The 15,168-nt window shown below is 72.5% G+C and carries 15 protein-coding genes and 1 tRNA gene; 9 read left to right on the top strand and 7 right to left on the bottom strand.

Translation table 11 applies throughout. The features are described from left to right. Positions 1-54: 54 nt before the first annotated feature. From ACFQ46_RS19885 to ACFQ46_RS19865, 5 genes are all read left to right on the top strand, one after another. Positions 55-204: a hypothetical protein gene (locus tag ACFQ46_RS19885; RefSeq protein WP_380261307.1), complete on the top strand. Its 150-nt coding sequence runs from the start codon at positions 55-57 to the stop codon at positions 202-204. Between the two features lie 23 nt (positions 205-227). Then, a complete protein-coding gene (locus tag ACFQ46_RS19880; protein WP_380261305.1) occupies positions 228-389 on the top strand; it encodes a lasso RiPP family leader peptide-containing protein in 162 nt (53 codons plus the stop codon). A gap of 59 nt (positions 390-448) precedes the next feature. Beyond that, positions 449-1,540: a nucleotidyltransferase family protein gene (locus ACFQ46_RS19875; protein ID WP_380261303.1), complete on the top strand. Its 1,092-nt coding sequence runs from the start codon at positions 449-451 to the stop codon at positions 1,538-1,540. Positions 1,541-1,683: 143 nt separating this feature from the next. Continuing rightward, positions 1,684-3,288, top strand: a complete 1,605-nt coding sequence (locus tag ACFQ46_RS19870; RefSeq protein ID WP_380261301.1) for a lipopolysaccharide biosynthesis protein — start codon at positions 1,684-1,686, stop codon at positions 3,286-3,288. Continuing rightward, the gene (locus ACFQ46_RS19865; RefSeq protein WP_380261299.1) at positions 3,281-4,168 is read left to right on the top strand and encodes a glycosyltransferase family 2 protein; all 888 of its coding nucleotides are present in this window, start codon (positions 3,281-3,283) and stop codon (positions 4,166-4,168) included. The genes ACFQ46_RS19870 and ACFQ46_RS19865 overlap by 8 nt, the downstream gene beginning before the upstream one ends. On the opposite strand, the gene ACFQ46_RS19860 is transcribed toward ACFQ46_RS19865, so the two are convergent. Genes ACFQ46_RS19860 through ACFQ46_RS19845 form a run of 4 tightly spaced genes read right to left on the bottom strand, consistent with a single transcriptional unit; the run spans position 4,147 to position 8,408 of the window. Continuing rightward, positions 4,147-5,145, bottom strand: coding sequence for a polysaccharide pyruvyl transferase family protein (locus ACFQ46_RS19860; RefSeq protein WP_380261297.1), 999 nt, complete (start codon positions 5,143-5,145; stop codon positions 4,147-4,149). The genes ACFQ46_RS19865 and ACFQ46_RS19860 overlap by 22 nt on opposite strands. After that, entirely contained in the window at positions 5,142-6,215 is a 1,074-nt protein-coding gene (locus ACFQ46_RS19855) for a glycosyltransferase family 4 protein (protein WP_380261295.1), read from the bottom strand. The genes ACFQ46_RS19860 and ACFQ46_RS19855 overlap by 4 nt, the downstream gene beginning before the upstream one ends. Next, positions 6,212-7,561 carry an O-antigen ligase family protein gene (locus ACFQ46_RS19850; protein ID WP_380261293.1) on the bottom strand — a complete coding sequence of 450 codons (1,350 nt, stop codon included), beginning with the start codon at positions 7,559-7,561 and terminating at the stop codon, positions 6,212-6,214. The genes ACFQ46_RS19855 and ACFQ46_RS19850 overlap by 4 nt, the downstream gene beginning before the upstream one ends. A gap of 7 nt (positions 7,562-7,568) precedes the next feature. Beyond that, entirely contained in the window at positions 7,569-8,408 is an 840-nt protein-coding gene (locus ACFQ46_RS19845; protein WP_380261291.1) for a hypothetical protein, read from the bottom strand. A gap of 210 nt (positions 8,409-8,618) precedes the next feature. Here ACFQ46_RS19845 and ACFQ46_RS19840 point away from each other — a divergent pair, with 210 nt between their 5' ends. From ACFQ46_RS19840 to ACFQ46_RS19825, 4 genes are all read left to right on the top strand, one after another. Next, positions 8,619-9,545 (top strand): hypothetical protein, encoded by a 927-nt coding sequence (locus tag ACFQ46_RS19840; protein ID WP_380261289.1) that lies wholly within the window; start codon positions 8,619-8,621, stop codon positions 9,543-9,545. A gap of 58 nt (positions 9,546-9,603) precedes the next feature. Continuing rightward, complete coding sequence (locus tag ACFQ46_RS19835) at positions 9,604-10,455, top strand: glycosyltransferase (RefSeq protein WP_380261287.1); 852 nt, start codon at positions 9,604-9,606, stop codon at positions 10,453-10,455. A gap of 14 nt (positions 10,456-10,469) precedes the next feature. Next, positions 10,470-10,931 (top strand): acyltransferase, encoded by a 462-nt coding sequence (locus ACFQ46_RS19830; protein WP_380261285.1) that lies wholly within the window; start codon positions 10,470-10,472, stop codon positions 10,929-10,931. A 175-nt stretch (positions 10,932-11,106) separates the two neighbouring features. Further along, entirely contained in the window at positions 11,107-12,312 is a 1,206-nt protein-coding gene (locus ACFQ46_RS19825; RefSeq protein ID WP_380261283.1) for a hypothetical protein, read from the top strand. Positions 12,313-12,327: 15 nt separating this feature from the next. Here ACFQ46_RS19825 and ACFQ46_RS19820 read toward each other — a convergent pair whose 3' ends face one another. From ACFQ46_RS19820 to ACFQ46_RS19810, 3 genes are all read right to left on the bottom strand, one after another. Beyond that, the gene (locus ACFQ46_RS19820) at positions 12,328-13,890 is read right to left on the bottom strand and encodes a sugar transferase (protein WP_380261281.1); all 1,563 of its coding nucleotides are present in this window, start codon (positions 13,888-13,890) and stop codon (positions 12,328-12,330) included. A 248-nt stretch (positions 13,891-14,138) separates the two neighbouring features. Further along, positions 14,139-14,211: transfer RNA gene (locus tag ACFQ46_RS19815), tRNA-Ala, on the bottom strand. Between the two features lie 91 nt (positions 14,212-14,302). After that, on the bottom strand, positions 14,303-15,109 hold the full coding sequence (locus tag ACFQ46_RS19810) for a hypothetical protein (RefSeq protein ID WP_380261279.1): 807 nt from the start codon (positions 15,107-15,109) through the stop codon (positions 14,303-14,305). Between the last annotated feature and the right edge of the window lie 59 nt (positions 15,110-15,168).

The raw sequence follows: 15,168 nt of genomic DNA, 5'->3' as shown, positions 1-15,168 counted from the left end.
TCGGACGCACCGCCATCGAGTACCGCTGGACCGCGACGCCTCAGGAGGGCAACCATGGCCGAGCACTACACCGCTCCGCGCCTCACGACGCTGGGCTCGCTCGCCGAGCTCACCCTGCGCGACAAGAAGTTCGGCACCCGCAGCGACGGCGACTTCCTCTGCGCGGACGACGGCAGCACCACCACGCTGTACACCGTTTCCTGACGCTCACTCCTGAGGAGGACCCCGTGACCCAGCCCTACCAGGCCCCCACCCTGACCACCCTCGGCTCGCTCGCCGACCTGACGCTCTCGGGCAAGCAGTTCGGGCAGAAGAGCGACGGCGACTTCCTCGCCGGCAAGCCCCTCTACTCCGTCTCCTCCTGCGACTGCGCCCCGCTCCCGTCCTGAGCACCGACGCTCCGCGCAGCACCAGGGGTCCCCACCGCGTCCGCGCGGCGGGGACCTTCGTGCGTGACCGCCTGCGCGCCGTCGCCGCCGACCCGACCGGGGTCGAGACCGGGGTGCTCGCCGAGGTCGTGCACCACCACCGGATCGGGCCCTCCCTGGACCACCTGCTCAAGCACGCCGACGACGCCGACGCCGTCGCGCACCTGCGCGCCGCGACCCGGCCGAGCGTGTTCGCCCAGGCCGGACGCCAGCTCCCGGTCCAGCTCGACCTGAAGCTCGTCGCCGAGGCCCTCGCCGGCTTCCCCTGGGCCGTGCTGAAGGGCCCCGCGGTCGCGGCGACCGTCCACGGCGGCGCACCGCGGGAGTTCCACGACCTCGACGTCCTCGTCTCCCCCGCCGCCTTCGGCGACGCCCTGCGCGCGTTGGAGTCGATCGGCGCCCGCGCGATGGACCCCGACTGGGCCGGCATCCGCGCCGCCCGGGCCGGTGAGATCGCCGTCGCCCTGCCGCACGGCGCCTTCCTCGACCTGCACTGGCACCTGGTGAACCGCCCCTCCCGTCGCCGGCGCTTCGCCGTCGACGTCGACGCGATGCTCGAACGCACCCGCGACGTCACCCTGCTCGGCACCCGGGCCCCCGTGCTCGACGCGACGGACCAGCTGCACCACCTCGCGCTGCACGCCTGCCTGTCGGGGGCGTGGCGGCTGCTGTGGTCCTACGACCTGCGTCTCGCGAGCGCCGGGGCCGACTGGGAGCGGCTCCGCGAGACCACCGGAGCGGCGGGTACCGGGCTCGCGGTCGCCCTCACGCTGGCGAGAGCGCGACAGGTGCTGGACGCGCCCGTCCCGCGACGGACGTTGCGCGCCCTCTCGGGGTCCTCGCCGTGGCTCGCGCTCGGCGCAGCGACGACGACGGTGCGCCCCCCGCACGTGGTCGGCGACGCGGCGCGCAACGGGGCGGTCCTCTACCAGAGCACAGCGGGGACGGGCCGGGCCAGCGCGACCGTCCTGGTCTCCGAGGCTCGGCGCCGCCTCGCGCGATCGTCCGCTCCCCGGCCCGCCGTTCCGGCGGAACCGGCCGTGGTGGGCGACGTGGTCGACGCGGAACGCGAGGGCTACCTCCTCGATGTGGTGAACGCCACCACTCGTTGAGGTCTTGCAGCAACGCACGGTAAGTTCCGTCGCGCCACACGCTGATGTCTGGTGGTCCGGCGACCGCAGGACCGAACCGACTCGGCAGGAGGAGACCCCGACGTGAGGAAGACGCGTCCGCGCACGTTCCCGAGGCTCACCCGGTGAGCGCCACCCCGTCGCTGCGCACGAAGGCCGCCCACGGCGTTCTCTGGTCGGCGATCCAGATCTGGACGGTCCGGGCCACCACGGCCGGGGCCTTCATCGTCATCGGCCGCCAGCTGCAGCCGGCGGAGTTCGGTCTCGTGGCGCTGGCGATGTCCGTGATCGGCGTCCTGACCCTGCTCAGCGACTCCGGACTCGCCACGTTCATCGTCCGGCAGAAGGACCTGGACGAACGCACGCGGAGCACCGCCTTCTGGACGAGCATGGGCATCGCCGTCGTGCTCGCCGCCCTCCTGGCCCTGCTGGCGACCCCCGTGTCTGCGCTCTTCGGGACACCCGCCCTCGCGCCCGTGCTCAGGGTCCTGTCCCTGGGCGTCGTGCTGACCGGGTTGAACAGCGTGCCGACCGCGTTGCTCCGCCGGGAGATGCGGTTCAAGTCCCTGGCCGTGCGCGGAACGATCGCCACCGTGAGCGGCTCCGTCGTCGCGATCGTCCTCGCCCTGATGGGCGCGGGCGTCTGGGCCCTCGTCGCGCAGTCCCTGCTGCGCGGTCTCATCAGCGTCGTGATCATCTGGACCTCGGCCCACTGGTTCCCGAAGCAGCTGCCCCACCCCGCGACGTCGCGCGCGATGCTCTCGTTCGGGACGAAGCTGCTGAGCATCGACCTGCTGATCCAGGCCCGCGACCGTGGCGAGGAGTTCGTCCTCGCGGGCATCTCCGGCGCGACGACGCTGGGCTACTGGTCGGTGGCGACGCGCCTGATGCGCATCATCCAGGAGACCGGTTCCTCGGTGATCAGCTCGGTCACGACGCCGACCTTCGCGAAGCTGCAGGACGACCGCCCGCGGCTCTACCGCGCGTACGAGACGAGCATGACGGCGGCGGGGATGGTCATGTTCCCCGCGATGCTGTTCCTGACCGTCACCAGCACCGAGCTCATCCCCTTCCTCCTCGGGAAGCAGTGGGCCACGACGGCGACGGTCGCGCAGATCACGACGTTGACCGCCGTCCTCGGGGTGTTCAGCTACTTCGACCGTCAGGTCGTCGTGGCGATCAACCGGCTCCGTCCCGAGATCGTCCTGGTCGCCGTCATCGTCGCGACCCACCTCGGGCTCACCGCCCTGACGGCTTCGCACGGCCTCGTCGCGGTCGCGCTGGCCCTCTTCGCCCGGACCGCCGTGTTCCTGCCGATCCGTCAGATCGTGCTGCACCGCGTCGCCGGGGTTCCCTACCGCTGCCTGGTCCAGCCGATGCGCGTCCTGCTCGCCGCCTCGATCATGGCCGGGGTCGTGGTGCTGGAGCTGCAGTTCACCGGTGGGCTGGCGACGTGGGCCAGTCTGCTCGTCGCGGCGGTGACGGCCGGCGTCGTCTACGTGGCGGCGCTGCTGCTGGTCGCCCGCCCGGTCGTCCGCGAGTTCGGCGGCGACCTGCGCCGCCTCCGTGGCGGCGGTCGCAAGAACGCCGCGTCCCCGCCCGAACCCGGCGCCGTCGCCAACCCCGCGGGCGACGCCCCGGACGGCGAGACGCTGGAGACCAGCCTCGAGGAGAACTCCCCCGCCGGTGTCGCGGACGTTCGTGACGGGAAGCAGGTGTCGCGTGGCTGAGCCCGCGGTGAGCCCGGTGGTGAGCGTGGTCGTGCCCTGCCTGAACGTCGTCGACGTCGTCGACGCGCAGTTGAAGGCGCTGGCCCAGCAGGACCTCGGGGCGCCCTTCGAGGTCCTCCTCGCCGACAACGGCAGCAGCGACGGTCTGCGGGAGCGCGTCCCGGACTGGGCCCGGACCTTCGGGCTGGACCTGCACTGGGTGGACGCCTCCGCGGTCCGCGGGGTGTCCGCGGCCCGCAACGCCGGCCTGCGGGCCGCCCGCGCCGACCTCGTCGCCGTGTGCGACGCCGACGACGAGGTGGTCCCCGGGTGGTTGCGGGCCCTGGTCACGGCCGCCGCCGACGCGGCGGTGGTGGGCGGGGTGAACGAGACCACGCAGATCAACGACGCGATCCGCACGACCTGGCGACCCGGTCCACCGGCGGGACGGCTCCCGACGAAGCTGGACTTCCTGCCCTACGCCGTCGGCTGCAACCTCGCCGTCCACCGCGACGCGGCCCTCGCCGTCGGCGGCTGGGACGAGACGTACGTGGCCGGCGGTGACGACGTCGACTTCAGCTGGCGGTTGCAGCTCGCGGGGCACGAGCTCGCGCTCGCCCCCGGGGCGGTCGTGCACTACCGCTACCGCACCGACCTGCGGGGCACCGCGCGTCAGTTCCGGCACTACGCACGCAGCGAGGCCCGACTGCTGCGTGACTTCCGCGAGCAGGGAGCCCGACCCAGCCGCCCCTCCCGCTCGGCGCGCGAGGCGAAGTGGCTGGTGCGCCACGCCCACCACCTCGCCCGCGACGAGGCTCAGCGCGGCCGGTGGATCTGCCGCGCCGCGACGCTGCTGGGACGTCTCGAGGGCGCCCGGACCTACCGCTGCTGGGTCGGCTGAGGCGTTGCGAGCGAGGCCAGGGCGGCCTCGACCCCGTCCCAGTCGGCGGCGAAGGCGCTGGTGGGGTCCTGAGCGGTCCAGGTGTCGTGGAGGGCCTGGATCTTCCCGAACTTGTCGTTGACGACGACGTGCGGGATCTGCAGGAGGGTGCACAGCACGTGACCGTGCAGCCGGTCGGTCACGACCTGCTCCCCGCGCGAGAGCAGCGCGACCGCGCGGTCGAGGTTGGCCTGCGCGAGGCCGTGCAGCACGCGGCGGTTGACGGTGGCGAGGGCGCCCGATGCGGTGCGCCGCTGCTGGGCGTTGACCCGCTTGCCGAGCCGGAGCATCAGGGCCGACCGACTCGTCGCGGGGGCCTGCAACCAGTCGAAGGTCTCGCCCGCCACCGTGTCGAGAGAGGCTTCCTTGTCGGTGCGCGCCTGCACCACCCGCGGCACGACCGCCGCGCGACGCGGCAACGGCCCCAGCGCGAAGGCGAGGTCGGGGACGAGGTGCACGGGGCAGTCGAAGTCGCGCACGGCGATCTCGTGGCTGCGGCGGTCGCGGACCAGCAGGGTGAAGGCACCGTGCTCGCCGACGGCGCGGCGCAGTTCCTCGCGGTGGGCCTCGTCCACGTACTCGATCGACTGCGGCAGCTGGACGAGGTCGCGGCCCCGGGTCTGCTCCAGGACGCGGATCCGGAGCTTGTGGTGGGTCGGGTAGAGCCCGCCGAAGTTGCCCCCCGCCTGGATCACCATGAGGGAACCGGGGTCCACCAGGTGCGGTCGGAAGGAGACCCGGTCCAGGACGCGCACGACCGGCCGCTGCAGGTGCGCTGCGGCGGCCTCGAGACCGAGGTGCAACGCGGCGTCCCCGCAGTTGAAGTGCATGGGGTAGTCCAACGCCGTCCAGCGCGGCGCGTCGGGCAGCACCTCGCGCAGGGTGGAGAGCAACTGCTCCCGCAGGCCGTTGACGTGGGTGGCCGCGTCGGCGGTCATCGCGTTCCTCCGGAGAACTGGTCGGTGGTGTGCTCGGCCCGGTGGCGCAGCCGTTCGTAGAACTCCACGTGCGCCGCCGCGACGGCCGGCCACTCGTGGGCGGAGAGGTCCGGCGCCCCCGCACGGGGCAGCCGCCGCAGGGCGTCCTCGAGGACGGCCGTGGTCAGCTCGCCGTCGAAGGTCGTCAGCCACCCCGGTCCCACCTGCTCGGCGAGCTCGGTGAAGACGGGCGTGCGGGGGGCGAGGACGGGACGGCCGGCGCTGAGGCAGAGCAGCACGGACCCGGAGTTGAACACGGCCCGGAAGGGCAGCACGGCGAGGTCGCAGGCGGCGAGGACGGCATCGACCCGCTCCTGCGGCAACCGCTCGAGCAGCAACGTGATCCGTGGGTCGAGCGCGGCGACCGCTTCCAGCCGCGACCGCAGCGCCGCGTCGTCGCACCCCCCGCCGACGACGAGGCGCAGGTCCTCGTCCGTGCTCGCGGTGACGGCGTCGACGAGGTCCTCGACCCCCTTGTACGGCTTGATCCGGCCGACGAGTCCGAGGACGCGGGCGTCCTGCGGCAGCCCCAGCCCGGAACGGGCCGCCGCCCCGTCCGGGTGTCCGATGACGCCGGCGTAGGTCCCGTGCGCCACGACGGCCCGGGGTTTCCGGCGCAGCGCCGGGAACGCGGCCTCGGTGGGCTCGATCCCACTGCGCGACAACGAGATCCACCCGTCGACGAGTCGGGGGAAGACCTGCCACAGGAGGCGCTGCAGAGCCGGGCGCCGACCGTCGTGGGCCCGCAGGTTGTGGACCGTCCAGACGACCGGGACGCCGCGCCGGCGGGCGCTCACCAGGGCCGCGAAGAGGTTCTTGAGCCGCCGCAGCGTCCACTGCAGCTTCGCCGCGTTCAAGGGCATCTCGGGCCAGTGCACGTGCACGACGGAGGTGTCGTCGAACTCCCGGGTGCCCAGTTCCACCACCTCGACACCCTCGGAGCGCAACCCGGCGACGAGCATCGACAGGTAGGGGTTCACCATGTCGCGGTCGGGGGCGGGGTGGAGGTGGACCAGCAGCCGTGGCGTCACGGAGTTCCCTTCCCGGCCCGGGACGCGAGCACCCCGAGGACGACCATGAACACCAGCGTGGGCTGCTGGAACGAGGTGAGGTCGCTGGTCAGCGAGCCCATGAGCACCACCGCGAGGACGGCGAGCAGCGCGCGGTTCAGGCTGCGGTGCGCGGGGTCGGGGCCGATGAGGCTGCGGTCCCAGGCGACGCCCGCGGCGAGCAGGAACAGCGCGGCGAACACCAGGGTCCCGACCGCACCCCCACCAATGATCGTGTTCAGCCAGGTGTTGTCCAGGTAGTTCCCGCCGGTGTCCGGGCGGTAGACACCCATCCCCAGGCCGAGCGCCGGGTTCGCCAGGAACAGCTGCTCGACCACGACGTAGTCGTCGAGGCGACCCGTGACGGAGTTGTCCTCCTGGGCGGTCGTGAAGATCTCCACCAGCGACTGCACGAGGGCCGGCGCGAGCACGAAGAAGCCGACCACGGCGGCGGCCCCGACCAGCGCGGCGACGAACTTCTGGACCGCGGGCCAGATCGAGACCGCGACGACGAGGGCGATGACGACCCCGAGGACGGCGGTGCGCGAGACGGCCAGCGGCACCCCGACGACGAGCAGGACCGAGGCCACCGCGGACCAGCCGCGGGCGGTGCGGGTCACGGCGTAGCGGGCGTAGTGCAGGGCCAGCGGCAGGGCCGCGGTGGTGGCCAGCGAGAACTCGATGGGGTGCTCGCTGGTCCCCCGGGCCCGGGTGAAGTCCAGTCGGCTCAGTTCCCGCAGGGTCGCGGTGTTCTCGACGAGTCCGCTCATCCGCGCGATCGAGGCCCAGCTGGGGATGAGCCCGGCCATCCCGGCGAGCGCGACGAGGACGGAGAACGTGGCCCCGACGACGATCCAGCCGAGGATGCGGTCGACGTCGGCGCGGTCGCGCACGAGCATCCAGACGTAGAGCGCGACCCCGGCGGCCCCGAGCACCGCGATGAGCGAGCGCAGCGCACCGGCGGACTGCCCCGCGTCCAGCGGGTGCATCACGGCGACGCCGTAGCTCCACGTCGCCGCACCGAGGTAGAGCGCGATCGCGCCCCCGACCACGGACCAGCGCGGGACGTCGGTGTCGCTGCGGCGGCGGGAAGCGGCCACGAAGGTCAGGACGGCGAGCGCGAGGCAGACCAGCGAGAAGATGCGCGCCGGGCTGCCGTTGGAGCGCAACGGCCCGGGGACCACGAAGTTGCCCGGGACGAGGAACGCGAAGGCGATGACGGCGACCGGCAGCCACGACACCCGCAACGGCCGGGGCCGGTGGGGGACGTGCCGCGTGGGGTCTGCGACGGTGCGGGCGACCGAGCGCCCGATCGTGGCCAGGCTCACGCGGGACTCAGGGACGGGGGCCGGCGGAGCTCGCGCGTTCGCGCGACTCACGGCTGGACCCGTTCGACTCACGCACGTCGATGCGCGGTTCCGCGCCCGTGCTCCCGACCGCCGCGGGGTCCTCCGTGCTCAGCGGCGCGCCGTCGACGACCGCGGTCCCGGGAGTGGAGCTGCGCCCCGCCGCGCGGTCACGGCGGCGACGGATCGCCCCGACGATCCCGGAGAGGATCAGGTCGACCAGCACGATGGCGACGATCCCGGCGACGAGACCGCCCAGGCCGACGGCGCCGGCGGCGCGGGCCCGGTCGGGGTAGCTCTCGACCGGCCCGTTGACCGGGGTCGACTGGATGACGATGAAGAGCGCGTTGTCCGGTGCCTGGACGGCGTGCTGGACGTCGAGCAGGTTCTGCGCCGCGGCGCCGAGGGCCGCCTGCAGGACCGCTCCGCCCTGGTCGGGGGTCGCGGTGACCGCGGTGACGGTGAAGAAGGTCTTGCTGCCCGAGGTGCTCGAGGCCTCCGCCGCGGAGAACTGCGCGTCGGGGAAGGGGGCCATGAAGCCGGCCTGCAGGGAGTCGGTGTTCAGCGACGTCGAGATGGTCTGGGCCAGCGTGGTGGCGCCACCGGAGAGGGAGAACGGGTTGCTGGGGCCGGGCTGCGTCCCCTGCGGGAGCTCCGGCTTCGGCGTGGAGAGCGCGACGCTCGGCGTCACCAGGAACGTCGTGGACGTCTGGTACTCGGGCTCGGCCTGGTTCCAGGCGCCACGGGCGAAGTACACGACGACCGCAAGCACCACGATGGTCAGGTACCAGCGGTGCAGCAGCACCCTGGACAGCGATCCGATGGTCACAGGCGGTCTCCTCGGCCTCTCGAGCACACAGTTCCGGTCGGAGGGCCGTTCGGCCGGGAAGAGCGCGTCGTTCCGCCGAACGGCATCTCTGCTGGACGACGCTGAGCATTGCACAATCACCTGTCCGTAGCGAACATCCCCAGTGACTGGGCCGATCGGGCGTCCTCGGCGCCGTGGTTTGATGACGAGGTCCGCGCTCGAGAGGTGACCGTGCTCCCGCTCCCCCCGTCCCGTCCCCTGCGACTCCTCGGACCGGTGCTGGCCACGCTGGCCCTGACCCTGACCGCCTGCTCCGGCGGCGCCTCCACGGACCGGTCGTCGACCTCGGAGGACCGCAACGCCGCCCAGCGCGAGCGCCTCACCCAGCAGGCCCGTGGGCTCGGCATCCCCGACGGCTACCCCGGGCCGCAGAACACCGGTGTCCCGCTGGGCACGGCGCTCACGGACTCGGGACCGGTCACGGCGGACCGGGACGGGCAGGTCGTGGAGAACCTGAACATCACCGGCTGCCTCTCCATCAAGGCCAGCAACGTGGTGGTGCGCAACGTGAAGCTGACGTGCGGGGGCAAGCAGCGCGCGATCGTCATCGAGGGGTCGCGCAAGGGGATCGTGATCGAGGACTCCGAGATCGACGGTGCCGGGACGACGGAGGTCGCGATCGGCTGGGGCGGCTACACGCTGCGCCGGGTGAACGTCCACGACGTCCAGGACGGCCCCCGGCTCGGTGGCGGCGTCACGATCGAGGACAGCTGGATCCACGACATGGTCCGCAAGGACGACTTCCACAGCGACGCCCTGCAGGCCAACGGCGGCACCGGGATCGTCGTCCGGCACAACACGTTGATGCCGACCGAGACCTCGACCGGCGACGTGCTGAACTCGGCGATCCAGCTGGGGGCGGAGGCGGACAGCGGCACGCTCTCCGACATCACGATCGAGGACAACTACCTCGACGGCGGCAACTACACGATCAACGTCCGCAGCGACGCCGGGATCTCGGGGATCGTGCTGCGCGACAACGTCTTCGGCACCTCGGCCCGGTACGGGCCGCTCATCGCCCCCGAGGACAAGGTGGACGTCGACGACTCCAACAACCTCCGCGGGACCACGACGAAGATCAAGGAAGTCCAGCCCTGATTTCACCCGTTCGTCGTAGCCAGGCGACCCTGAGTGGCCTGACTGCTACGGTGCGCGCGTGAGCGATCGGGTGGGTTCCGCCGGCAGCGTCGTCATCCCGGCGCACGACGAGTCCGCGGTCATCGACCGTTGCCTGCAGCGCCTCGACCTCGCCCGCGGCGACCTCGAGGTGGTGGTCGTGGCCAACGCCTGCACGGACGACACCGCCGAACGCGCCCGCGCCCACGGCGTGACCGTCGTCGAGACCGACGTGCCCGGCAAGGCCAACGCCCTCGACCTCGGGGACGCGGCGGCCACGACGTTCCCCCGCGCCTACCTCGACGCCGACATCACCCTCGACGCCGACGACCTGCGCCGCGTGCTCGACGTCGTCCGCGACGGCCCGGCCCTGGCGGCCGCCCCACGCCTGCACGTCGACGTCACCCACTCCTCCCCGGTGGTGCGCGCGTACTACAAGGTGTGGACCGCGCTCCCCTACGTCACCGACGACCTCATCGGCTCCGGGGTCTACGTGCTGTCCGCGGCGGGACGTGCGCGCTTCGGCCGCTTCCCGGCCGCGACGGGCGACGACACCTTCGTGCGGTCCCTCTTCACCCCCGGCGAGCGGGTCGGGGTCGCGGGGACGCGGTTCACCGTCCACCCGCCGCGCACGCTCGAGGCCCTGCTGGCGATCAAGACCCGGGCCCGCTTCAGCGTCGCCGAGCACGCCCAGACCTCCTCGAGCGGATCGCAGGCCGCCCCGGCCTCGGCCGGTCGGCGCCTGCTCACCTCCCCCGCGGTGTGGCCGGCGGTCCCGGTCTACGCGGCGGTGGGGCTGCTGACCCGGCTCCGCGCCCGCCGGCGGCTCGCCGCCGGCACGGACGTCGCCTGGGACCGCGACACGACCTCACGCCCCACACCCACCGCCTGACCTGGAGGCCCCTCGTGCCCACCCCACCCGGACGCTCCCTCAACAAGCTGCGCTGGCTGCGCCAGGGCCTCGTGGGGACGAAGCGCTTCGTCTTCAACCGCGTGTGGGGCATGGACATCCACCCCACGGCGACGTTCAGCCTGTCCGCCCGCTTCGACAAGACCTTCCCCCGGGGCATCCACGTCGGGGAGCGCAGCTACGTGGCCCTCGAGGCCATCGTCCTGGCCCACGACATGACGCGGGCGAAGAAGACGCACACCCGGATCGGGCGCAACTGCTTCGTCGGGGCCGGCGCGATCGTGCTGCCGGGGGTCACGATCGGCGACGGGTCGATCGTCGCGGCCGGTGCCGTGGTGACCAGGGACGTCCCGCCCCGCTCGATCGTGGCGGGGTCCCCGGCGAAGGTGATCCGCAGCGACATCACCGTCGGTCCGTACGGACGGCTCCAGAAGGAGCAACCCGCACCGGCTTCGTGAGCGGTGGGTGACGCCTGCGCCCGGCTGGACGCAACGGCTCACGGAGGGTGACGCGATCCGGCGCTCGGCGACCCGTTCGCGTCACCCGCTGAGGGGATGGCGGTGAGGTGCCCCGCGACCCGATGCCTTGGAGGACGACAACGTTCTCGAGACATCACCCCAGCGGAGGCACCCCGTGTTCACCACCCGACGTACCTGGCGTTGCGCCCTGGCCGTGCTCGGCACCGCCGCGGTCATCGCGTCGACCCCGACGCCGGCCCTGGCCGCGAGCTCCTCGCCGTGGATCGCCTACAACGGCACCTCCGTGAACAACGCCCGTGTCCCCGCGAGCACGATCGACATGACCACCCGCTCCCCCAAGGCCTTCGACACCGTGACCTACGTGGTCTCCGGCAAGGTCGTCAGCGCCACCGCGAAGGCCGCGCAGCTGGCCGACGGCGACTGGGCCGCCACCACCTCCGTCGACCTGTCCGGTTTCGCCGGCCGGATCAGCCTCACCGCGAGGATGGTGAGCGGGAAGAGCAGCAGCAGCGTCGCGAAGTCGCTCCGCGTGGTCGACCCCTCCACCAACCTCGGTTCCGGCAGCGGCGCGACCGTCGACCGCCCGACCCGCACCGCCCGCGCCCAGTACGGCGACGGGCGTCCCAACGCCTTCACCACCGGCCTGCGCGGCGGCGCTCCCGCCCGCAGCCAGACCGGCGACCTGACCATCACGGCCGACGGCACCGTCGTGGACGGCGTCCTGATCAACGGCTGCCTCGTCGTGAAGGCCAGCAACGTCACGATCCGCAACAGCAAGGTCGTCTGCAACCGCAAGGGCCGCCAGCTGGCGATCAACGTCGCCGACGGCGCGAAGAACCTCGTCATCGAGGACTCCGAGATCGACGCGACCGGCACCGACGTCGGCATCGGCTGGGGCAACTACACCCTGCGCCGGGTGAACCTCCACGGCTCGGCCGACGGCGCCCGCTGGGGCACCAACGTCACCATCGAGGACTCCTGGATCCACGACATGTCCCGCGAGGACAGCCTGCACTCCGACGCGATGCAGACCACTTCGGGCGCCAACGTCGTGATCCGGCACAACACCCTCGACCCGTCCAACAACGGCGACCCGCTGAACTCCGCCATCATGATCGGCACCGAGACGGGCCAGCAGTCGCTCAAGAACGTCCTCATCGAGAAGAACTTCCTCGGTGGCGGTTCCTACACCGTCAACATTCGCAGCGACGCGAACATCTCGGGTCTCGTCGTCAAGGGCAACACCTTCGACGACAACAGCCGCTACGGGGCGATCGTCGCGCCCACGAACAAGGACATCGTCTTCACGGGCAACGTCCTGGGCTGGACCGGCGCGGCGGTCACGATCGACCCCCGCTGACCCCACCCGGCGGGGTCAGTAGGCCCCGCGCCCGCCGAACACGGCCTTCGCCGTCTTGGCGAGGATCATCAGGTCGAAGGCCGGCGACCAGTTCTCGACGTACTGCAGGTCGAGGCGGGTCGATTCGTCGAGGTCGAGGTCGGAACGCCCCGAGACCTGCCACAGACCGGTCAGGCCGGGTTTCACCAGCAGCCGACGCCGCAGGTCGTCGCCGTACTCGGCGACCTCGGCGGGCAGCGGGGGCCGCGGCCCGACCAACGACATGCTCCCGCCGAGGACGTTGAACAGCTGGGGCAGCTCGTCGACGGAGTACCGGCGCAGGAACGCCCCGACGCGGGTGACGCGCGGGTCACGACGCATCTTGAAGAGCAGCCCGTTGCCCTCGGACTCCGTGCGCAGGTCGATCAGGAGCTTCTCCGCGTCGGTGACCATCGAGCGGAACTTGACCATGGAGAACTCGCGGCCGTCGCGGCCGACGCGGGTCTGGCGGAAGAACACCGGTCCGGGCGAGTCGAGCTTGATCAGCACGGCCAGCACGAGGAAGAGCGGCATCAGGACGAACAGGCCGGCCGCGGCGCTGCCGCGGTCGAGGACGGTCTTGCCGAGGTGGCGGATCCCCCTCAGCTCCGGGCGGTCGACGTGCAGCAGCGGGAGCCCGGAGACGGGGCGGATGACGACCCGCGGACCTACGACGTCGGTCAGCGCCGGCGCGACGACCAGGTCGGCCCGGGTGTCCTCGAGCTCCCACCCGAGGCGGCGCAGCACCGGGCCGTCGAGCTCGGGGCAGGTGAGGGTGGCGACGACGTCAGCGTCCATGGCCCGGGTCACGGGGGCGATGTCGTCGAGCGAGCCGAGCACGGGGACGCCGAGGTCCTGCAGTTCCGGTGACGTCACCCCGTCCGGGGTGCACGCGGCGTCGACGCGCAGACCGTGGTCGGTCTGACGACGGACCTGGCGGACGAGGGCGGCGACGGCGGCCGGGTGACCGGCGACGAGCGTCGACTGCATGCACTCCCCCGCCGCGCGCCGCACGTGCAGGAAGTGACGGACGCCGAGGCGGGCGAGGACGGTGAGGAGGCCGGCACTGGGCAGGGCCACGACGACGAACCCGCGGGCGACGTCCAGGTCGAAGGCCCAGGACGCCGTCCCGACGAGGGCGACGACGGTCGTGCCCGCCAGCAGGACCCGCTGGAACTCCTCCGACCCGACCGCGAGGAAGCGCGGCTCGTAGGCGCGGAAGAAGAGCATGGCCAGGACCCAGACGGGCGGGAGCAACGCCATGGTCCAGGCGACGGACATCCCGCTGGCGGTCCCGACGTGCAGGTCGACGTCACCGAAGCGGACGGCCCAGCCGAGCAGGGCACCGAGGGCGGCCGCGAGGAGGTCGGTGACGACGATCGTGCGGACGTACTCGCGCTGCCAGACGGGACGACGTCCGTCCCGGGGGCGTGGGGGAAGAGGTCGGCGCCGGGAGCGCGGCAAGAACGGTTGGCTGACGTCGCCGGACCTGCTCTTCGCGTCAGCTTCGATGAGCCGACGCTGTTGCGTCGGCAGGAGCCGCACTTCCTCAGTCGCCATGACCTCCCCCGTCGTGAGTCCGCTCAGGAACCCCACGACGGTGTGGGACGCCAGTCACCCGATCGGACGCTCCGAACGGCGGAACACCACTACGGACGGATGAACTGACACCACCCATGGTAGCCGGGAGTCACCCGTTCGCCGCAAGCCCCTCACGGCGGGCACACGTCCGGGCCGGACACTCCGCGACCACCCCGGAACGACGAAGGCCCCCACCGGAACCCGGTGGGGGCCTTCGTACCCATGGGTGGAGCTGAGGGGATTCGAACCCCTGACCCCCTCGTTGCGAACGAGGTGCGCTACCAGCTGCGCCACAGCCCCTTGCCGTTCCCTCGTCGCACCCGGAGCTCCGGACGACGCGGCAACGGAGAAGAGGTTACCAGTCCCGCACCCCGCCTCGGACCACGGGGAGCTACTGGTTGACGACTCTCGCGTGGTCGCGGAGGTCGATGACGCGGGTGACCAGCTCGTCCTCCCACTCCTCCGTCGCGACGGCGACCGCGGGCAGCGGCGGTACGACGAAGGGGGCCTTGTCCTTGAGCAGGTACGTCGGCAGCGGCACGGGCACGGGCTGCCAGCTGCGGTCGCCGGCGAGGGGGGACGGCTTCTGCTCCCGCTGCACGGGGACGGTCGGTGCGCTCGGACGGAGGACGGGCAGGACCGCGGTGACCTGCGTGACCTCGGTGACGCGCGAGGGCGCGGCCACGGGGCGGGCCGACCTGGCCGCACCGTGGCGGGACAACGCGGCGACGACGAGCAGCAACCCGAGCGTCGGGAGGGCGCCGGAGTACCAGGGCGCCAGGCCGGCGAGGACGGTCAGCCAGCCGAGGACGGTGAGACCGACGACGGTGCCGAGCAGCCGACGACGCCGGGTCACCACGGCGGAGACCGTGCGCGAGGACGGGGCCGACGGAGCGGCACGGACGAGCGAGGGAGCGGGGCTCGACACCGACACCGACGGCGCCGCGGGGAGGGCCGGGCTGGTCCCCCCGAGGACGGGACGGCTGGAGGCGCCGAGGACGGCGGCGTTCACCGCGGCCGCCGCGAGGGCCTGGCCCACCGGGGCGGAGTTCCTGCGCACGACGACCCGCATCGCCTGCGAGTCGCGGTCGGCCTGTCTCGCCGACGCGACCCGTCGGTGCTTCCTGATCGCACCGGGGACGAGGTAGGCAGCCCACAGGACGATGATGACGAGGAAGATGAGACTGCTGGCGGGCACGAAACGCAACGCTAGGGCTCACGACCGGGAAGATCGTGCACGTCCGGGCGTGTCGCGCG

Origin of the sequence: Kineococcus sp. GCM10028916, from assembly GCF_042674865.1 — a bacterium.
Lineage (GTDB): Bacteria > Actinomycetota > Actinomycetes > Actinomycetales > Kineococcaceae > Kineococcus.
This window is presented reverse-complemented; position numbering and strand designations above follow the sequence as displayed.